Annotated in this window: 16 protein-coding genes; 2 read left to right on the forward strand and 14 right to left on the reverse strand. The window is 64.2% G+C overall.

Annotated elements, in window-relative coordinates; genetic code table 11:
- Positions 1-246 precede the first annotated feature (246 nt).
- Together ACFU4Z_RS08600 and ACFU4Z_RS08605 are read right to left on the reverse strand one after the other, a co-directional pair.
- The gene (locus ACFU4Z_RS08600) at positions 247-1,536 is read right to left on the reverse strand and encodes a lipase family protein (protein ID WP_379060781.1); all 1,290 of its coding nucleotides are present in this window, start codon (positions 1,534-1,536) and stop codon (positions 247-249) included.
- A 255-nt stretch (positions 1,537-1,791) separates the two neighbouring features.
- On the reverse strand, positions 1,792-3,255 hold the full coding sequence (locus tag ACFU4Z_RS08605) for an MDR family MFS transporter (protein WP_379060782.1): 1,464 nt from the start codon (positions 3,253-3,255) through the stop codon (positions 1,792-1,794).
- 708 nt (positions 3,256-3,963) lie between these two features.
- Here ACFU4Z_RS08605 and ACFU4Z_RS08610 point away from each other — a divergent pair.
- Positions 3,964-5,463, forward strand: coding sequence for an MFS transporter (locus ACFU4Z_RS08610; protein WP_379060784.1), 1,500 nt, complete (start codon positions 3,964-3,966; stop codon positions 5,461-5,463).
- Positions 5,464-5,541: 78 nt separating this feature from the next.
- On the opposite strand, the gene ACFU4Z_RS08615 is transcribed toward ACFU4Z_RS08610, so the two are convergent.
- From ACFU4Z_RS08615 to ACFU4Z_RS08650, 8 genes are all read right to left on the reverse strand, one after another.
- Positions 5,542-6,291, reverse strand: a complete 750-nt coding sequence (locus tag ACFU4Z_RS08615; protein WP_379060785.1) for a polysaccharide deacetylase family protein — start codon at positions 6,289-6,291, stop codon at positions 5,542-5,544.
- A gap of 299 nt (positions 6,292-6,590) precedes the next feature.
- The gene (locus tag ACFU4Z_RS08620; RefSeq protein WP_379060786.1) at positions 6,591-7,496 is read right to left on the reverse strand and encodes an alpha/beta hydrolase; all 906 of its coding nucleotides are present in this window, start codon (positions 7,494-7,496) and stop codon (positions 6,591-6,593) included.
- 108 nt (positions 7,497-7,604) lie between these two features.
- Entirely contained in the window at positions 7,605-9,137 is a 1,533-nt protein-coding gene (locus ACFU4Z_RS08625) for an amino acid permease (RefSeq protein WP_379060787.1), read from the reverse strand.
- A 1,158-nt stretch (positions 9,138-10,295) separates the two neighbouring features.
- A complete protein-coding gene (locus tag ACFU4Z_RS08630) occupies positions 10,296-11,213 on the reverse strand; it encodes a hypothetical protein (RefSeq protein WP_379060788.1) in 918 nt (305 codons plus the stop codon).
- 616 nt (positions 11,214-11,829) lie between these two features.
- Positions 11,830-13,122, reverse strand: coding sequence for a diguanylate cyclase domain-containing protein (locus ACFU4Z_RS08635; protein WP_379060789.1), 1,293 nt, complete (start codon positions 13,120-13,122; stop codon positions 11,830-11,832).
- Between the two features lie 118 nt (positions 13,123-13,240).
- Positions 13,241-14,341 (reverse strand): terpene synthase family protein, encoded by a 1,101-nt coding sequence (locus tag ACFU4Z_RS08640; protein ID WP_379060790.1) that lies wholly within the window; start codon positions 14,339-14,341, stop codon positions 13,241-13,243.
- Between the two features lie 491 nt (positions 14,342-14,832).
- Entirely contained in the window at positions 14,833-15,807 is a 975-nt protein-coding gene (locus ACFU4Z_RS08645; protein WP_379060894.1) for an acyl-CoA thioesterase, read from the reverse strand.
- A gap of 185 nt (positions 15,808-15,992) precedes the next feature.
- Positions 15,993-16,229 carry a hypothetical protein gene (locus ACFU4Z_RS08650; RefSeq protein ID WP_379060792.1) on the reverse strand — a complete coding sequence of 79 codons (237 nt, stop codon included), beginning with the start codon at positions 16,227-16,229 and terminating at the stop codon, positions 15,993-15,995.
- Between the two features lie 18 nt (positions 16,230-16,247).
- Here ACFU4Z_RS08650 and ACFU4Z_RS08655 point away from each other — a divergent pair, with 18 nt between their 5' ends.
- Entirely contained in the window at positions 16,248-16,904 is a 657-nt protein-coding gene (locus ACFU4Z_RS08655; RefSeq protein WP_379060793.1) for a hypothetical protein, read from the forward strand.
- A 126-nt stretch (positions 16,905-17,030) separates the two neighbouring features.
- Here ACFU4Z_RS08655 and ACFU4Z_RS08660 read toward each other — a convergent pair whose 3' ends face one another.
- The 4 genes from ACFU4Z_RS08660 to ACFU4Z_RS08675 all read right to left on the reverse strand — a co-directional run bounded on the left by ACFU4Z_RS08660 (position 17,031) and on the right by ACFU4Z_RS08675 (position 20,425).
- On the reverse strand, positions 17,031-18,044 hold the full coding sequence (locus tag ACFU4Z_RS08660) for a TIGR03617 family F420-dependent LLM class oxidoreductase (RefSeq protein ID WP_379060794.1): 1,014 nt from the start codon (positions 18,042-18,044) through the stop codon (positions 17,031-17,033).
- Between the two features lie 383 nt (positions 18,045-18,427).
- Positions 18,428-18,637, reverse strand: a complete 210-nt coding sequence (locus ACFU4Z_RS08665; protein ID WP_379060795.1) for a hypothetical protein — start codon at positions 18,635-18,637, stop codon at positions 18,428-18,430.
- Between the two features lie 132 nt (positions 18,638-18,769).
- A complete protein-coding gene (locus ACFU4Z_RS08670) occupies positions 18,770-19,996 on the reverse strand; it encodes a cytochrome P450 (RefSeq protein ID WP_379060796.1) in 1,227 nt (408 codons plus the stop codon).
- 6 nt (positions 19,997-20,002) lie between these two features.
- Positions 20,003-20,425 carry a hypothetical protein gene (locus tag ACFU4Z_RS08675; protein WP_379060797.1) on the reverse strand — a complete coding sequence of 141 codons (423 nt, stop codon included), beginning with the start codon at positions 20,423-20,425 and terminating at the stop codon, positions 20,003-20,005.
- Positions 20,426-20,502 lie beyond the last annotated feature (77 nt).

Genomic DNA, 20,502 nt, shown 5'->3' on the forward strand with positions numbered 1-20,502 from the left:
GGGGGTCGGGGCCAACAACTCCACAAATTTGTGGGGGGGGGCGCGGGGGGGGGGGGGCGCCCTAACCCCGGTGCGGGTGTGCCCGGGGCGGGCCCCCGGGGGGGGGGGCCCCCCCCCCCCCCCCCCCGCCACCCTGCACAGTGCACGCACACTCAGGTGCGACGCGCCGACGACGCGCGGGCAGACACCGGACGCCGTGTATCCGATCGGAGTCCCCACGCCACCGGATATGCTGTGCACCGGAAACTACGGCAATGCAGCACAGTTGGACGGGGCGGGGGCACCCGCCAGCCGATCGGTCATCCATTGTTGCGAGGCCACCAGCGACGGGAAAAAGGCCAGCACGTGAGTGCCGACTGCTCCGGAGACCGGGGGAATGTCCGCATTCGACTCCAGCTGAATCGGCGCACCACGACCGCACCAGTTGGCGGCCATGTCCCGGATCGGCGTGTACGGCGCGCCCTCGTCGTTCTTGGCCGAGGAGATCAATACGGGAACCGACGGGGTGAGCGAGCCGACACGCTGCTCGTCGAATGCCGCTTTCAACGCCGGGGACTGATCGATCACGGCGATGAGTGGTTGTCCGCTGGTGGTCCACTGGGACGTGTACTGATGGGCCTGGGCCAGCCCGACCGGGACGGCGCATTTGTTCTGGGAGTCATCCAGGATCGCCTTACCGATGTCGTTGAGTTCAACGTCGAGCACCGGTCGCGTCTCGGGGTAGTAGGCGGCGATGCCGTTGAGAATCCACGCGTAGGTGGGTGCGACGGAGGGTCGGCCGTCGTTGTAACCGATGAAGTACTCGTCATCCACCACCGGCCCCCCGACGTACGCGCCGCGCACATTCAGCTCCGGAGCGTAGCTCGGTTGCAGCTCGGCCGCGCCTGCGGAGGCCATACCGCCCTGGGAGTACCCGTAAAGAATGACCGGTGAATTCGGGTGCAGGCTGCTCGGCAACCGCAACGCGGCACGCGCGGAGTCCAGCAACGCGTGTGCTTGTGCCTTCCGGTTGAGATAGTCGTGAATATCGGGCGTGCCGAGGCCGTGGTAATCGGTGACCACGACCGCCATGCCACGCGACAGCAGGGAGTGGAGCGCTACCACGTCGTACTCGAAAATCACGTCGAGCGGCGGCTGGAAATGGACAAGGTCCGGCAACAACTTCGACGGCGCACACTGATCGCCCTGCCCCTTCGTGCCGACCCCGTACGCGATCAGCGGGCGCTCCCCCGGGCCGGTCCACGGCGTAGCCGGCTCCAGATACGTGCCAACCACAGCGGTCGGCGCGTCCTGAGCATCGCTGCTGAGGTACATCAGGCGTGTCCCCATCGCCGGGATTATTCCGGGCTGCCCGGGGGCTGACAGCGCCACCGGCGCCGGTTCGGTCCGGATGATGGTGCCTGGGTCTCCCGGCGGCAGCGGCACGGGCGGCAGGTAGAAGCCGCTGGCCTCCACAGCCGGAAGCATCCATGGGTCGGCTGCGGAAAACGCCCCGACACCGACCGCGATGAAAGCTCCGGTCACAACTGCGGTCAAGCTGAGTATTCGACTCCTCACGAAACAATCCCTTCCTTCGATGGGGGATAGCCATGCCTTCGAGAATCGGATACCGAGACTAGCTGCCTTCGAGCCCCCAGCCAGGGACAACGCGCCCCAAGTTGATCGTGACCGCATCGTTTGCGCCATCAACCGCTTGCAGTTTTCCGGGTCCGCGGCGGTTTCGCGGACCGACGACAACAAAGCCCCTGGCGTGCGCAGCAGGCAGCCAGGGGCTCAGTCGTGCCGAATCGGTCAGCCCTTGACCAGTTCGGGGGCCGCGGTGTCGGGCTCTCCGGCCGCTTCCGGGGCGGCTGCCCGGCTCGGAAGGAGCACCGCCATGGCAATCACGATCAGCGCCAAGGCGGCGGAGACGACGAAGGCCAGGCGCATGCCGTCGAGGTGGGCGGTGACCGGGTCGGCACCGTCAGCGATGAGCTCGGTGCTGCGGGCCGACATCACCGTCACCACCAACGCGGTGCCGAAGGCCGCGGCGACCTGCTGCAGGGTGCCGAGCATGGAGCTGCCGTGCGAGTACAGGTGCTGTGGCAGAGCACCGAGGCCGAGAGTGAAGACCGGCGTGAAGGCCGCGGCCAGCGACACCATCAGCAGCACGTGCAGGGCGATCAGTTGCCAGTACGGCATGGTCATCGAGATCTGGGTGAATCCAGCCAGCGACGCGGCGATCCCGATCGACCCGGGAATCACCAGCAACCGTCCGCCGAACCGATCGAACAAGCGCCCGACGGTCGGTCCGAGTAGACCCATCGCCAACCCGCCCGGCATCACCAGCAGGCCGGTCTCCAACGGGCTCAGGCCACGCAGGTTCTGCAGATACAACGGCAGCAGGATCATCGACCCGAGCATCGCCATGAACGCGATCGACATCAGCACCAGCGCCTTCGCATAGGTACCTGACCGCAAGACCCGCAGATCCAGCAGCGGGGTGCCGGTGCGCTGCATGCGCAGCTGACGGAACACGAACGCGGCGATGAGCGCCGAGCCCGCGGCGACAATCAGCGCCGGGCTGGTGAGGTTGCCGCTCTCGAACCGGCTGAGCCCGAATACCAGCCCACCGAATCCGAGTCCGGCCAGCAGCACGCTGGCCCAGTCGATCGCCCCGGCCTGCGGTTCACCGATGTTCTCCAGCCGGCGCAGACCCAGCCAGGTGACTACCCCAGTGATCGGCAGCACCAGGACGAAAAGCCAACGCCACGAACCGATCTGCAGCACCACCCCGGAAACCACCGGCCCCAGCGCGGGCGCGACCGAAATCGCAAGGGTGACATTGCCCATCACCCGGCCGCGGTCCTGCTCGGGCACGACGGTCATCAGCGTGGTCATCAGCAGCGGCATCATCACCGCGGTGCCGCCTGCCTGGACGATCCGCCCGAGCAGCAGCACCGCGAACGACGGCGCGACGGCCGACAGCGCGGTACCGGCCAGGAAGACCCCCATCGCCACGGTATACGCCTGCCGGGTCGATACCCGCTGCAGGAACCAGCCGGTGGTCGGGATGACGGCCGCCATCGTGAGCATGAACGCGGTGGACACCCACTGCGCCGCCCGTTCGGTGACCGCGAGGTCCTCCATCAGACGCGGGATCGCGTTGATCATGATGGTCTCGTTCAGGATCACCACGAAGGTCGCGAGTACGAGCACCCGGATGACGGTCGGTGTCCGCCTTCCCGAGGCGGGAGCGGATGGTTCGGCGGGCATCGGGTACCTCCGGAGCATTGGTGCGTTGGCAGTAATACGTGTGGCCCGTTGGCCGAGTCACCGGATCGTGTCCCGGCGCCACAGTGGTTGAGACGGAATCGGCCACTCGAACTCATCGGGCGCGCGTCAGTATTCCGGTCGGCACCGACAAACATCACCCGATTTTCCCGCCCATCGACCCGTGAGCTCCCCGGAAACTACTGGTCAGCAGCCTTTCTCACCGGCGTCGATACCGGATCGTGAGCCTGGTCACGTACCTCGGGGTGGCGTCGGCGCTACGCCGGCCGCACACGACCTCCCTGCCACCCGAGGCGGGCAAAACCGGCGAAAAGTTAAGTGTCACTGCGCGTCATGTTTTATTGTGCCACCATCTATTGGCACGCTATGTAACGAGTCGATGGTTGCGCCGCCCCGGCGCGACCTGAGTTTCTACGGTCCGGGCGGTGAAGCGCGTTGCCAATGCGGGTATCGAGACTGCGGTCCAGGCCTTTCGACGGACTCGCGCGGGCCGGTCGCAGCGACCGATACGGAAATCCGTTGCCGGACTCGATATTCGACGCCGTCCCGAACGCTCTCCCGACAACTCCGTTCGCGCGGTTCGAGGCACGGCCGGATCGACCGGGCGGCAGCGACCATCCCCCTCGCAGTACCCCGGGCCGATGTCGGCCGGGGAACCAACCAATCTCCAATGATTGAGGTGATCACGAAATGTCAAGGCCACCTGTGGAAGTCGTTCGAAGCCTGGTCCCTGCTCGAATGGATCGGCTGCCGTGGACGAGATTCCACTCGTTGATAGTCATCGGACTCGGGGTGTCCTGGATCCTGGACGGACTAGAGATCCAGATCGTCAGCAGCATGGGTGGCGTGCTGGAGAGCCCGAGCACCCTGCACCTCACGAGCGGGCAGGTCGGCGCGGCAGCGTCGTGGTATCTGGCCGGACAGGTGGTCGGCGCACTGGTCTTCGGCAGAATCACCGACAAACTCGGGCGCAAGAAACTCTTCATCCTGACGTTGGCGATTTATCTTGTCGGTAGCGGATTGGCCGGCCTGTCGTGGAGCGCCTGGTCGCTGTACTTCTTCCGTTTCATTGCCGGCACCGGGATCGGCGGCGAATACACGGCAATCAACTCGGCGATCGATGAGATCATGCCCGCGAAATACCGAGGGCGAGTCGACATCGCCATCAACGGTACTTATTGGGGTGGAGCCGCATTGGGCGCGGCGGCCAGTCTGGTGCTCTTCAATGAAGACATCGTCCCGCTGCACTGGGGATGGCGGATCGGCTTCTTCATCGGACCGGTTCTCGGGCTGATCATCATCTTCTTGCGCCGCCAGGTGCCGGAGAGCCCGCGATGGCTCCTCACACACGGTAGGGCCGCCGAGGCCGAGCGAACGGTAGATGAGATCGAGGAGGGCATACGAAGCCGAGGTGTCGAACTGCCCCCGGTCGACGAAAGCAAGGCCTTGGACATCGTCGACGCGGGCCGGCTGTCTTATCTGCAGATGGCTCGTATCTTCTTCGGCAAGTACCCCTCCCGGTCCCTCCTCGGGTTCACGATGATGGCCACGCAGGCATTCTTGTACAACTCGATCTTCTTCACTCAAGGCATGGTGCTGATCTACTTCTATGACGTGCCGCTGGACCACACCGGGTACTACTTCTTCCCGTTCGCGGTGGGCAACCTGATCGGACCGTTGGTACTCGGGCCGCTTTTCGACAGCATCGGACGTCGAAAAATGATCTGTGCCACCTACGTCGGCTCCGGCACACTTCTACTCGTCTCGGCCTGGGCGTTCAATGCGGGACTACTGAATGCCGTCACCCAGACCGCGCTCTGGTGTGTCATCTTCTTTTTCGCCTCAGCGGGGGCGTCCTCGGCCTATCTCACCGTCAGCGAGATCTTCCCGTTGGAGCTGCGCGGCCAAGCCATCTCGTTCTTCTTCGCGATCGCGCAGGGCACAGGCGGTGTGGTCGCACCGTACTTCTTCAGCCGGCTGATCGGCGGCGCCGACAATGTCGACCTGGACCGGCTCCCACTGACCTGGGGGTACATCATCGGCGCCGCAACGATGGTCATCGGCGGGCTGGTCGCATGGCGCTTCGGTGTCGACGCCGAAGGTAAATCGCTGGAGGACATCGCCGATCCGCTGAGCACAGCACATCGCGCCGACGAACCGTCGACGCCGGAACCAACCCGGTCTATCTGACGCGGTTACCGGGCCGGCGGTGGGTGTCACACAGCCCGCCGCCGCTCGGGCAGTTCCCTGCACCGCCGTCCTCTGCCCTCAGGTCCCCTGCGCGCGCAACAACTGGGAAATGGTGACGAACCGATAGCCGCGTGCCCTGAGCTTGTCGATCATCGGGGCGATCGCGGCTATCGTCTGCTGCCGCCCGCCGTACATGGCGTGCAGCAACACGATCGAACCCGGTCGCACCTTGGCCACCGTGTAGTCGGCGATCGCCGCCGCGCTGCTGTCGACCTCCGGATACGAATTCGGTTCGACGTCCCACAGGATCGTTTTCCGGTCATGCCTGTGCAAGTAATACGGCAATGTCAGCAGCCTCTTGCCGTTGGGCGGACGAACCGTGATCTCGCCGGTGTACCCGGTGTTTCGAATCAGCTCGTCCGTGCGCTCGATTTCGCCGGCTACCGTGCCCGGCGTTACGAAGACCATTCGCTGATGCGAGTAGGTGTGGTTGCCGATCTCGTGCCCCGCTTTCGCGATGGCCACACCGAGTTCCGGATGACGTTCCAACTCCTGCCCGATCAAGAAGAACGTCGCGGGCACCCCCTTGTCGGCCAGCACATCCAGCACAGGTTGCGCGCCAGCGGGATCCGGTCCGTCATCGAATGTCAGCGCGACGACTTTCGATGTGGTGTCCACCCGGTCGGTCAGGCCACCGAAGAACTGGAAGGTCCGGGAGTTCATCAGACGGAACAGGCCGAAGCCGCCGCTGAGCAGCACAACGAGCACCATCACCAGACAGATTGTCCCGCTGCGGGCGCGGTGGGAGAGGCGGCGAGGAAACACCATGCCACTGAGCATGTCGGCCCGCTCGCGTACGCGGAAGCGGCAAATAGGCTTCCGGCTCATGGCAGCAACCGATTCCGCACACCGATCGGGCGAATTGGCCCGTACCCGGATCGTCGGTGTCGCGTTCGAACATTTCGCGCAGCACGGCTACCAGGGCAGCTCGCCGGCGCGCATTGCCGGCGGTGCTGCCCAGCCCCAACCCCGCCCAATAGGGCCAGCGCCCACCAGGCCACTTCGCCCGGTGGGCGCCACTGCTGGCGAAGAGGAGCGAGTGCCCGCATGCCGACCCAGGGCAAGCGCTATTCGCTCAGCTTCGTGAGCAGAAAATCCCTTGCGACGCAGGATGCTTGCTGGAACTGCTCCTCGTACACGGCGAAGTGGGAGCCGGGGATCAGAGCCAGTTGTTTGGGTTCCAGCGCCTCGGCGTAGCCCTGCAGAGCGATATCGCTGGGTGTCAAGGTGTCCTGATCGGCGATCACCATCAGCAGTGGCGTCGGGGACACGCGGCGCAGGAACGCTTCCGGGGTGTAGGACTGGAACTTGTCGACGCTGGAGAGAGTGACCTCGTTACGCCAGGTAGGGACTTGCGGGCCATTGGCCATCAACCAGTTGTAGACCTCGATACCCGGCATAGCGACGAGCTCGGTGGGATCATCGGAGGCCGCCTTGATCGTCTCGTGCGGTTTGCCGGAGGCGCGGGCTCGGCGGTCCGCGGCGATGGCCGCGTGGACGGCGGGCAGCATGATGGAGGGGACCAAGCTGCGGAAGTTGGCCCAGCCGTTGGTGATCGGCACCTGCGAGACGACGGCGCGCACACGGCGGTCGGTCGCCGCGACGACCAAGACGTGCCCGCCCGCGTAGCTGGTTCCCCAGAGGCCGATTCGTTCCGGGTCGATGCCGTCCAGAGTCTGGGCGAAGGTGATCGCGTCGCGGTAGCCCTCGATCTGGGCGGTGGGGTCGACCTCGTAGCGGGGTTCACCATCGGAGGTCCCGAATCCGGGGTGGTCGTAGACAAGACAGGCCAGGCCCGCGGCGCTGAACACTTCGGCAAACGGGGCGACCCATTCCTTGATGCCCGCGAAGCCGTGTGTCATCACCACCAGCGGGGTGCTGCCCGACGTCGGTTCCGGCCGGTAGAGCCAGCCCCGCAAGGTTACTGCGCCACTGGTGAATTCGACATCGACGCGCATCGCGATCCCTTCCATAAAACTCGGTCCTGCCATCACCGTACGACGCGAGCGAGATGACCGCTCGCGGTCGAGCCGCGACTCTGCTCCCAGAACATCGCGACGCCCTGGGAGCAGGACACGCCCCTATTCGCGTTCGTTGTGAACGATGGCCTGGTCGCCTGCCTCGCGATCAGACGACGGCCGCTCAGCGAGCACCGGAAACCGGCCGGTGTGACCTTCACGCTGCTGCGCGATGCTCGCTACCCGCTTGCGGGCGAGAAACCACCCGACGACCAGCATCGGAACCACGATGACGGCCACGGCGATCACCGCGCCACGCTGCAACTCGTCATCACTGAACGCCATCAGCACGACCACCGTCGCCAGGAACACCAGCGTCGCGTAGCTGGTGTAGGGCGCACCCATCAACCGGAACTTCGGCCGCTCCACCTTGCCGTCACGCGCCCAGCGCCACAACTGCAACTGGCAGACCACGATCGCCGTCCACGCCACGATGGTGCCCAGCGCCGACATGTTCAGCACGATCTCGAACGCTTTGTCGGGCACTACCACGTTCAAGCCGACACCGAACAACGCGATAGCACCGGTCGCCAGGATGCCGACATACGGCACACCGCCGCTGGACATCCGCGACGCGATGGCGGGCGCACTGCCGTTCATCGACATCGACCGCAGGATCCGGCCGGTCGAGTACAGGCCCGCGTTCAGGCTGGAGAACGCCGCGGTCAACACGACCATATTCATGACCGAACCCGCGCCGTCGACACCGATCCGGGAGAAGAAGGTGACGAAAGGGCTCTCGCCGGACTTGAAAGCGGTGTAGGGCAGCAACAAACCCAGCAGCACCAATGATCCGACGTAGAACAGCGCGATCCGAGCGATGACGGAGTTGATCGCCCGCGGCATGATCTTCTCCGGATTCTCTGTCTCACCGGCCGCCGTGCCGACCAACTCGACCGCGGCGTAGGCGAATACGACACCCGTGGTGACCAGAACCAATGGCAGGATGCCGCTCGGGAACAAGCCGCCACTATCGGCGATCACCTGCGGGCCGGTGTGCTCGCCCTTGATCGTGAATCGGCCCGCGAGGAAGATGGTGCCGACGATCAGGAAGGTCACCAGAGTGACGACCTTGATCATCGCGGCCCAGAACTCCAGCTCACCGAACCACTTGACCGACACCATGTTGATGCTGACCACCAACGCCAGCGCGACCAGCGCGATCAGCCACTGCGGAATCGCCTCGAAGGCTCCCCAGAAGTGGACATAAGTGGCGATGGCCGTGATGTCCACGATTCCGGTCATGCACCACTGGAAGAAGTACATCCACCCGACCGTGAAAGCCAGCTTCTCGCCGTAGAACTCACGAGCGTAGGAAACGAACGACCCCGAGGAGGGGCGATGCAGCACCAGCTCGCCGAGCGCGCGCAGGATGAAGAACACGAACACGCCGCAGACGGCGTAGACGAGAAAAAGCCCCGGCCCCGCGTTGGCCAGCCTGCCTCCCGAACCCAGGAACAGGCCGGTGCCGATGGCGCCGCCGATCGCGATCATTTGTACCTGACGCGGACGAAGCGACTTGTGGTAACCAGCGTCCTCATCGTGCAGCGTATTTACGGGCCCCGACACCTCTGAGGGAGGTCGAACTGTGGTCATGGCCAAAACCCCTCACATTACGACGATTATGTCGTCGATTAACGTGCCACCAAGTAACGGCACAGTGGGGGTAATGTACCGCTACACAACGGCATGATCAATAGGATTGGACCGATTCGGCCACCCCAATCCGGCCATGCAAATTAGTTGCCACGTCATATTGAATTGATCCCATCATTTCTCTCACACAATGGACTCACCGATTCCAATTGCAAACCAACCGGGATGTTCTTAATTCGCCGACTGTGAAGAGACCGCGAGGCCGCCACACCCGGTACGTCGTCGGCGTTGCGGGACAAAGACATCGAACCGCTCGACCACTGCAACGCCGCCAGCACCGCCCGCGAAAAATAGCGTGGCCACCGTCGCCCAGTCGGCTACGCACCCGCCGCCGAAGACCGTGATAGCCGCCGCTCTCGGGCTGAGCGGGCGCCGGCGATCGCAAGCCACAGCGACAGAGGCCGAACCCGCCACGACTACTCGCCCGCGATCGGATCGACCGTCGCGCCAGCGACGATCAGCTCCAGCCTTTGCCGACGAGCCTGTGGCACATTGGCGCGTTCGAGCGCCTTGGCCACTGGGTAGCCAGACCGTTGCGATCGGCCGACATTCGGAGTGCGCAATGAAATCGTTTGCAGGAGAACTAGATTCATGACTCCAGCACGCATGAACGCTGGTCCGGCCCCCTCGGGCAGCAAGCCGATTCCCCGCGAGCTCGTCCACTGATCAGAGCATTGATGATGAAAACGTTCTCAACGCCCGACTTCAGCTGTCGTCGCCGAAGTCGTCGAAATCTACCGTGGCGGAGAACTCGTCGCACTACACAACCCGCTCACTCCGCTCGAGCGAAAACACTATTCAGAGCCGCCCGCTCGGCGCCGACGAGATGCATCACCGAAGGTGCGTGAACGCACTGACGGACCGCGAATTAGCTCAACGGCGGATTCCGAGGTTGCACCGATCGTCGAACAGAACGACCTCCGCCAACCTAGAAGATTCGAAACATCCAACAATTACTTCGTTTTACAACTCGGATGATGGCAGTCGAGGCGTAAGAGGCTGGAGGGCAAAAAAATTCGACGGCGTCGGCACCTGCGTCCGCAATACGTCCGCAGTGGCGTCCGACGCCGTCGATCCTGCAACTCAAAAATTATCTGGTCAGCTCACGTCGTTCACGTTCGCCAACACCAACTCGACTCCCCTACGTCGAAAACGAAGACCTTGAATACCTTCGTAATTCACGCCACCACGCGGTTCGAGCTCCCCCACCCACTGCGGGTGAAGCACCATTTCACGATCGTGGTGGCCGGTCACGACAATCTTGATCGGCAGTGGGTTCGCGGCTGTCCGCGCGGCGATGCCCATCCCGTCGGACACGGTGTAGCCGGCCGACTCGAGAAGGTCGAGCGAGACAGCGACGCGAGGATCGATGGAGCTCTCCGGCCCGCGCTCTTCGGTGAAACCAGGCTCACCGAACTCTTCGCGGGATGACGGCGTCAGCAGGTATGAGGAATCGGCATTCGGGTCATTCACCACAGTGATGCGGATTCGATTCCGCAACTCGGCGAGGGCGAAAGCGGCCGCGGCGGCCGCGGCGAGACCGCAGATCAGCGCAGGAGTCTTCATCGCGGCGCTGGCGACCTGTTGTGCCGCCTCGGGGTTCGACCCCTCACCGCCACCGAAGAAATTCCGCAGAATGCTGCCGAGTCCGGTGGCCATCGCGTCGCTGTGTTTGGTCATGTCGCGCAGCGCAGGCGCTTGGCCGTTGAGATACAGCACCGCCGCCAGGACGAACAGCGCTGTGGCCACGCTGGCGCCGGCCATGAGACACGACAACGCCTCGATACGCACGACCATGTACAGCATCGCGGCGAATAGGGTGATCACTGCGGTGATGGCGGCCAGCATGCCCCAGGTACCGCTGATGGAAATATGGTTGGCGGGCGCGTACCCGAGAGTATTGAGCTCGGGTACGGAGCCATCGATCCGGCCGAAGGCGTTGGCGTGCAGGTCCCCCGCCGGCCCCGACGCCGAGAGCCACGGCTGGAAAAGGAACGCGAAGGTGAGCAGGCTCAACGCCGCGATACACCAACATCGCCAACCGGATCGAGACCCGGAACCCTGCGGCTCAACGTATTTGAATTGTTCTGAAGTTGAATATGCCATTATTCGGATTTCGACCTTTTGGATCTTTCGTTTTCGCTTGTAGCGAATTGGGTGGAGCGAGTTGCGCCCCTCGATGAACCAGCGCGAACGCAAGGCTCGGATAAGCAGCCGGATGATCTTCGTCGACCATCGACAGCTATCGAGGTTATGGCCGAATACACTTCGGGTCAACGTGATTTGAATCCCAAGGAGACCCAGGACACAGCATTCTCGAGCATCTCGGAGCATTCAGGTCGATTGACCAAATACCGAAGTCTTTGCCGAATTACCCTTGCTTCGAACGGTTTTCGGCACATCGAGATTCATCGGCGCGGTGTCGTACCGACCTCGGACACCAGTGCCTTCCGGGTAGCGGCGTCGTTGCGGTCAGTTGGTGCGGCCATGCTCGACGTGGAGCAGGACAGGTGCTGAGCGCGGATCTGGTAGGGGAACAGGCCGATTCGCCGCAGCGGGTTCGAACCTGGTCTTCAACAGCGAGCTCTCGCGCTCGCCGACCGCGCGCGTCTGCTGTTGGCGAGGTCGGCACTCAGGTCAAAGCCTGCAGGGTGTGCAACACCCAGTGCCCTTTTCCGCTGGTCTTGGCGTAATACAGGCTGGCGTCGGCGGCGTCGAGGAGGGATTCCGCATTGGCGCCGACGATCGGTGTCACCACCGCCCCGATGCTGGCTGCCACCTGCAACTGCTGGCCATCGATCGTGATCGGGTCGGAGAACACCGACAAGAGTTTTTCTGAGATCACCGTGATCTGGGCGGCGGTGGCAGGCGGCGGGACCAAGACGACGAATTCGTCGCCACCTAGTCGGGAGACCAGGCAGTCGTGTTCACTGAGCACGTCGTTCAGGCGGGCCGCCACCGCTGTCAGGACCTTGTCACCCGTGCCGTGGCCGAAGCGGTCGTTGACATTTTTGAAGTGGTCCAGATCGGCGAAGCACAATCCGGCCCGGTCGCCTTCCGCGGCGGTCGTGGTGAGTTCATCGATGCGTTCGAGTAGGTAACGCCGGTTCGGCAGGCCGGTCAGCGGATCGTGCCTGGCCTGCCTGCGTAGTTCGTCCTGGAGCCGATGCTGCTCGGTAACGTCGGCTCCGATGGCCAGCAGATAATCCGGCTGACCGCCATTGCCCTTCACATACGAGATGGCGAACGACATCCACCCCACGCTGCCGTCGGCGCGCACCAAGCGCCGGTCCAGCGTAACGGTGCCCTCCCCTGCTGGCACCAGCTTGTCGTAGAGCAGCGCCCGGATATCGTTCCGGTCATCGGGATGGGCGAAGTCGTAGACCGAGATCCCGCGGAGCTCGTCCACCGAGACGCCGATCATGTCGGCCAGTCCCCGGTTGGCTTCCAGCAGCTTTCCGTCGGTGTCACCGATAGCGATGGCGATGGTCGTGTTATCGAACAGGATACGAAACCGCGCATCCCGTTCGTCGCGATCGGTTCTATCGAGCCCCCGATCGACCGCCGAACTCGGGACATCGCGCGCCTGGTCCAGCTCCAGCTGGTGGCCTTGGCCCAACGCGGCCAGCAGCCCGGCGAGTCGCTGTCCGGCGTCGGGTCGCACACTGCGCTCGGCCAGCTGGTACAAAACCTGCGCCGATACGGCGGGCACCCGCTGGTCGTCCAATTGCGCGGTCGCCAGCGCCGCTCCCACCCGGGCGCCCACAGTGACGTCGAAGGGATCGGCATCCACCGCGTTCGCGAGATCGTCGATCAGGCCGGCCAACAATTGAAGGCCTCGGCCGTCCAAGGCAGGCATGTCGCCTGCCCTGGCAAGCGCTTGCCACCAGGTTCGAGCCAATACCGCACTCTTGCTGTCGTCCACCCCAGCCCTTCGATACGTCACACCACTCGACCACCCCTCGCCGAAGACCGTGATCCGTTCACTCGACGATAGCCCGATTCGACACAGTATCGCGTGAAAGCCCCGAGCACGGTAACAATCATGCGAGCCGGTTCTCGGCGAAGACCGATTCGCCCTTGTATCGCATGGTGGCGATCTGCCACACCCAGGTGGCCTGCACGCACCCGAGCAGATCCTGCACGTGCGCCGATACCGGCTCGGCAATGGTCGGGTCGGTATCGGCGCACACCCGGCCGATCCGGGCGCGAACCAGGCGGAACTCGGATATCCGGTCGCGCACGATCTGTGCGGCGGCGTGCACGGCGTCGGACAGGCCTGCACCGGGAGTATTCAGCAGGCACACCGGGATCAGATTGAAATCGGCGCGGTCCCAGATGCATTCCTTCTCGAAGGAGAACACGTCGTTCATCAGCGCCCCGATCTCCACGGTCAACCGCTGCAACCGCCGCAGGTCGACCTCGAGTCCAGCGGCACGCACACGCTCCCAGCGCAGATACTCGGCGCGGCCGAATTCGCACAGCGCGATCGCCGGGTACATCCCTGACACATGCGCACGCAATTCGATGTAGTCGACTACCGTCAGCAAGTCACCGCGCGCTCGGGCGTTCTGATCCCGGATCGCCGGTCGCAGATGATCGACAGTGGAATCCAGAAACCGAGCCAGCCAGTCCGCGTCGGCCTGCCGGTCGGCCAACGCCAGGAATTCGGCGGTCGCCGCCTCCACCGAACTAGGATCCGCGGCGGCACACCGTGTCTCGATCAAGTCGCACAGGCGTTCCACCGTGACGCGGGCCTGTCGTTGTTCGGCGGCGGTCAGGTGGGCAAACTTCTCCCGGCCGACAGTATCGTTGAGCCAGAACAATATTGCGTTGTAGATCCCGATGATCGTCATCCGCTCGGCGGTGACGGCGTGCGGATGCAGATACGGCGTCATGCTGTTGTAGTGCGCGCCCCCAGCCTGCAGCCAGATACCGTGCCGGGTGCAGAACTCCTCCACATCCGCACAGGCGCTCTCCCCGAACGGATTCGGCGCGAAACCCCGGCAGAAGTCGACGACGTCACAGTCGGACGTGCTGAACAACTCCCGCAGCGACCAGACCGGCTCGGCCCGAAGCAACGTCACATACTCGGCCCGCATCGTGGCGAGCCGCTTCTCGACCACCAGCGTGTACTCGCCCACCACAAACTCCCTCCCCGACCACACTCCGCCACAACTCAATAGCGATATCGACAGCGGGCCGGGCCGAATCGGCCACCGGCCGTGGTTCGGTCCCCGAATGGTAAACGATCGCGATCCAGATAGCTCGGCTGTGTCCACACCCGCTCAGCTACTACGGCGCACCGCCACCGCATCCTCGCATTTCCGGTCAGCCGCAACAGCCGAGATTGCGGCAAGCAGCGCCCAAACCTGGGCGGGAACCACTACCCGCCCACGGGCAGCGTGACAACGTGACGGGTGGCTGGTTGCCGCGGCTTCGGACTTCCCTCGCCGTTCTGTCGGGGTGGTCTGGTCGGGCCTCAGTCGCCGTTTGTTGTTCCCACTCGGATCTCGTTCGGCAACAGCTGAACCCTCGAGTACAACGGCCCGGCATACAGGTGTCGGGCCGTTGGTGATTCGTCTGAAACTCGGGTGGTTTCGGTCACCGCTACACAGTCCGGCCTGGAATGGATTCAGCCCGGCATCGGGGCGCGGAAGTGGCTGGGTTCGGCGTCGGCCGGCATATCGCTCGCCGAGGTGAACGGCTCAACCTGCGAACGCAGATCGACGAGGTGGCGGGCATGCGCCTCGAGCGCCCGATCCTCCTCGGAAACCGGCGCCCATTGCCGGACCGGCCGCGCTTTTCCGCTGTCGTCGACCGCGACCACGACAGCGAGGCCATGCGCCGCGAGCTCGGGTCTGCCGGAGTGGGTGTCCGTCGATGTCACGTGCACACTGACGTGCATGCTGCGCGGCCCGGTATAGATCAGCCGAGCGGTGGCCTCGACGATGTGGCCGATGACGATCGGCTGGTAGAAGCGGATCCCGCCGAAGTAGGACGTAATGACATGCTGCCCGGCCCAATCGGCTCCGCAGACGTAGGCGGCCTCGTCGATCCACCCCATCGTGCGGCCGCCGTGCACCTTGCCGCCCCAATTGATATCCGAGGGGGCCGCCAGGAATCGCAGCGTGGCGCTCGGCGCGGTGCCCGAGGCAGTGTAGTGCTGGGCAGCCATGGCCTCCTCGATCCGCTTTCGCACCGAAATCCTGGCCCGTGCCTGCCGATGCCGCTGGAGCTCGAGGATTGTGGCCGGATCCCATTGCGGGACTGCCACGGACTGCCGATTGTCGTCGACCGCGACGAAGATCGTCAGGCACTGCGCCGTTTGCACCGGCCGCTTCCGGGTCGGATCGGAGGAATAGACGCTGACGAGGATATGCATGCTCGTGCGGCCGGTGTGGACGAGGTTCGCATGCAACTCGACCAGCTCACCGACCGCGATCGGCCGGTCGAGGTGAATGTTCCCTACGTAGGCGGTCACGCAGTAGCACCCACTCCACTGGGCCGCCGCCGCGTAGGCGACCTTGTCGATCCATTCGAGGAGCTTGCCGCCGTCGACCGATCCCCCGATGCCGGCGTCGACGGGTTTGACGAGAAAACGGTGGATCGCCTCGGAGCGTCTGCCGGACGCTGCCGGGCTCGGGACGGAGTCGAAGGTAGTGGCGCTCACAGCCAGCCGATCTATTGAGGGATGCGGATACACGGTTCCGACTCCGTTGTCACCCGAGGAGAATAGGTACCCACGACGCTACGGGCGAGTAGTAGCCGCCGACCCGCGCGGCCCGGCTGTGGTCAACGCCGGAACAAGCGTCGGACGCGCCCCTGGATACCGGAGGCGTTCCGCGGTCCCGGAGCGGCGGTTTCGACGGCCGTCTGGGCCGACACCGCTTGGGCGAATCGCACATGCAATTGTTCGCGGACCTGGTCGGGAGTGTAGGCACGGCGCCGACGTTCGGCACGCACAATCACCACACCGGTGGCGACCACACCGGCCGCACCCGCCAATCCCACTGCCTTCCACCACCTCATACCGCATAGGCTACGGCCATGACGGGTACGGGCATCAGTCTCGACCGAGCGCTCGAGCTCACCAGAACTGGCGACATCTGGCTGTTCCGTGGGCATTCGGCAGCCGACCGGGCGATCCGGATGACGACGAACAGTCCGGTCAACCATGTCGGCATGTCCGTCGTGATCGACGATCTACCCGCGCTGATCTGGCATGCGGAGCTCGGCCGATCACTGCCCGACATGTGGTCGGGAGTCGCGCACCGTGGCGTCCAGTTACACAATCTGCGCGATGCGGTGCTGGTGTGGGCGCACCGTTACGGTCAGCGGGCGTGGCTGCGCCAGTTGAACCGTCCGGTCACCCGAGAGATGGAGGACAGCCTGCTGCGCACCATCGCCCGGCTCGACGGAATCCCGTTCCCATCCACCGCCGGTCTCGCCGGGCGCTGGCTACGCGGCCGGGCGCGTCTCCCGCGCCACAAGCCGCGCCAGGTAGCCGCCCAAGAATTCGAGAACGCGTACTGCGCGGAGATCGTGGCCGCGACATACCAGGCGATGGGACTGCTGCCGCAGCACCGCAGCCCCAACTGGTATGACCCGGGTCGATTCTGGAGCGGGGACAAGCTGCGGCTGGGTAGCGGCTACGAGCTGGGTGGCGAAATAGCCGTGGAGACACCGGTCGGCACGAACTCCTGACCACTGCGGCCGAGGCCCGGTGTAAGGCACGCCTGCGGGCGATACCATGCTCGAAGACGTTCTGCTGGAACGCTTTCCGTGCGATAATGTCGACGGCGGGCGGGTCGGCCCGAGCGCCGTGAAACCCTACAACTGCCGCAACAGTTCCGCCAGCAACGTTGGGTCAGCTTGGTAAGGCGTACTGAATCCGAGCCGCTCGACGATCCCGTCGTACCGCTCATGCAGCTGCGCCGCAGCTCGGGCGGGGTCGGTGACAGTCACTGCGACAGCGTCGAGGAATGGGTCGTCGATCAGGTCGGCCATCCGGTCCCATTCCCCTTTCTTGGACATGTCCTTCAGTCGGGGGCCCAGCTCCGCGCGATCATGGAGGTCGAGAATCGGCCAATACGCCGGTGTCGATCCGTAGAAGGCCAGCTGCTTTCGGATCGCCTGCCTGGCCGCGGCCCTCTCACTATCGGACCTGCCTATCGCGATCATCGCGGAATGATGAATCACGATGTCGTCCACAGATTTCCGTGCGCTCCGAGCACCTTGTTCCAAAGCGGGAAGGGTTACTTCGCGCAGGAATTTCGGCGTGCAGAACGGATGGGACATAAATCCGTCGGCCACCTCTCCAGCGACAGTCGTCATCTGCGGTCCCACGCCCGCGAGATAGATGGGCGGGGGACCGAAACCTTCGACCTCAGCAGGAGCCGGCATGAACAGCGGCGGCATCAGCGTGTGCTGATAGAACTCACCGCGATAGTCGAGTCGACCGCCCTGCTGCCAGCTGTCCCAGATAGCCCGCACGGCCAGCACCATGTCACGCATGCGGCGGGCCGGCTGACTCCACGGCATCGAGTAGCGGCGAGTGATATGAGCTCGGATCTGGCTGCCGAGACCGAGGACGAACCGGCCTTGGGAGAACGCCTGCAGATCCCATGCGATGGTGGCCAGCAACAGCGGATTACGGGCAAACGCCACCGCGATCGAGGTGCCCAATTCGACCCGATCGGTGTGTTCGGCGGCAAGCAATAGCGGCAGGAACGGATCATGCGCACCTTCGAACGTCCATATACCGGCATATCCCGCTGCCTCCGCGGCGGCGGCGTCCGTGCCCATCGTGCTGAGTCCGCCGGTCAGAGTGGTGTCGATTTTCACAGTGATACGAATCCCATCGCGATCATTAACCGTTCGTCCGCCGCTGCTCGGTGATGTCGTGAAACAACACGGCATCACCGTATCGTCTACACCTTCGGAGCAACGCCCGAAAATCCGGGACTCCACCCATTCCCTCTGGGACCGAGTGATGGGATTGTTCGGAGACGCGGAGCGGGCGGCTAGTGCTGCGTCAGGCAACCTTCGGTAGGTAATCGGGGTGGCGGATCTTGGAGCCGACGGCGAAGTCTCGGACAGGGCTGGCGTGTTGGTTGGGCCAGCGGATGTAGGTGCCGATCGCGTGGTCCTGCTCGCCGTGGCTGCGGTGATCGGTGCCGTTGAGAGCGAAGTTCCGCAGAGCGGCGAACTTCGACGTGGCGGAGTCTCTAGCCGCCGGAGCCGCTGGCCGACAGCGATTCCAGCAGGCAGTCCCAGTGCGGGGCGCCGCCGGGACAGCCAGGGCTGGCGACCGGATCCGACTGTTCGACAACGGGTTCGGCGGGCTGCAGCGGGATGGCCGAAGCCGGCACGACTGCGGCCAAAGGCGTCAGCAGGATTGCGCCGGCAAGCACTCCGGCACGAACGTGGTTACGCATCTATGTTTCCTTTCGAGCGGCGAGGGGAGCCGCCGCCAGGAGACGCTATCGGCGTCGCAGACAGTGCGGACAGACCCGGGAAGGTATGCCACCGAAACTGGGGGCTTCGCCGCCGCGACTTTCCCGCCGCTGTCAGCGCTGAGGCAGTGGTGGCGATTTCGGAAAGACGACCGGCAGTGCGGTCAGTGCTCGATGGAATGGTCCTGGCCGCCAGGCCAATTCACCCGGTGCCACCGCCAGGCGTAGCTCCGGTAGTGCGTCGAGCAGTTGGTCGATGGCGGCCTGAGCGATCAAGTAGGCCATCGAACTCGCGGGGCAGGCGTGTGCCCCAGCACCCCAGGCAAGATGAGATCTGTTACCCGCATGGTGATTTCCGATGATCTGCCGATCGTTGTTGCACGCGGCCATGCTGATGACCACCGGTTGGTGCGCGGGCAACCACACGCCGTCGATCAGAATCGGCTGCCGTGGAAAACTGACGCAGAAATTCGCCAGCGGCGGATCATTGAACAACACCTCGTCGAGCGCGTCCCGGGTCGACAGGCTCCCACCCAGCACTTCACCGGCAAACCGCTCGTCGGTGAGGATCAGCAGCAGCGCATTGACGATCAAATTCTGTTGCGGCTCAATGCCGCCGCCGTACAGCGTGGCCACCTGATGCACCATCTCCATATCGTCGAGCCCGCACGGGTGCTCCAACAATCGGGTGGTGATGTCCTCGCCGGGTTCGGCCCGCTTGAGCAGAACCAACCTCAGCATCGCGTCGAGCAGCATCGTATTTCCGCGTTCGGCGTCGACGCCCTCGAAGATCGCGGCCATCCCCGTCGCGGCCTGCTCCGCGATCTCGGCCGAACAACCGAGTAGCGCGTTCAGCACTGCGAAGGCAAGCGGGAACGCGTACTGCCACACCAGATCCGCCGACCCATCCGCACAGAACGAATTGATCAACGGCAGCGCGATCCGCTCCACGGTGTCGTGCAGCCCGTACTGATCCACCTTGCCGAGCCCCGCGATATTCGCCTGCCGATACCGCGCGTGCTCGAGCCCCGTAGTGCGCAACGCATTCGGCCGCCACTCCAGCATCGGCAACACCGGACAGTCGGCGGGCACATTCACCTGCCAGCCACGCGGATCGGCCGGAAAATGATCGGGATCATTGAGGATTCGGACGGCGGTGTAATATCCGATCACCAACGTGGCAGGCACACCCGGCGCCAAATCTACCGGCACCAATGCCCCATATCGCTCCCGCATCGCCGCGTAGGCGGAATGCGGATCCGCCGCGAACTCCGGTGCATACATCGAAATCCGTGGCTCATCACCGCCGATCGGCGAACTGTATTGAGCGCTGTCGTGCATGGCGCGCTAGAGTTGCGCCGTGGCGAAGCCCGCGAGCAGGACGCAGAAGCCGCCGATCTCGCCGATGATCAGGGCGGCCAGGACAAAACGCATCGAGGACGGCGGATTGCGCATTTGATTGTCGGTTTCGCGCGTCAATCCGAGCCGAATGTAGTTCGCGATCGTCACGACGAAAAGCAGGATGATCGTCGCGGCCGCTGCGGAATTCACCGCGGTCGGCCAACCGGACAGTTCGACGAATGCCGCGATCAACGCGGTGGCGAACGAATACAGCAATGCGGATCGGTGGGCGATGTCGACATACGGATGCGCCAATCCCTCCGGCGAGGTGGTCATCGCCTGCCATTTCCACACGCCCAGTACAAGCGCCCATAGGAAGATGAGCCCGGAAGACAACAGCACCCAGGCCGTGTCCGTGCCTATAACCAATTCCGTTCCCTCATCAATCCATAACGCATCCGGCCTGCCCGCTGCCCAGCGGCAGTGTACCGCCGAACATCAACGCC

Source organism: Nocardia sp. NPDC057440, from assembly GCF_042802915.1.
In the GTDB taxonomy this organism is placed as follows: Bacteria; Actinomycetota; Actinomycetes; order Mycobacteriales; family Mycobacteriaceae; genus Nocardia.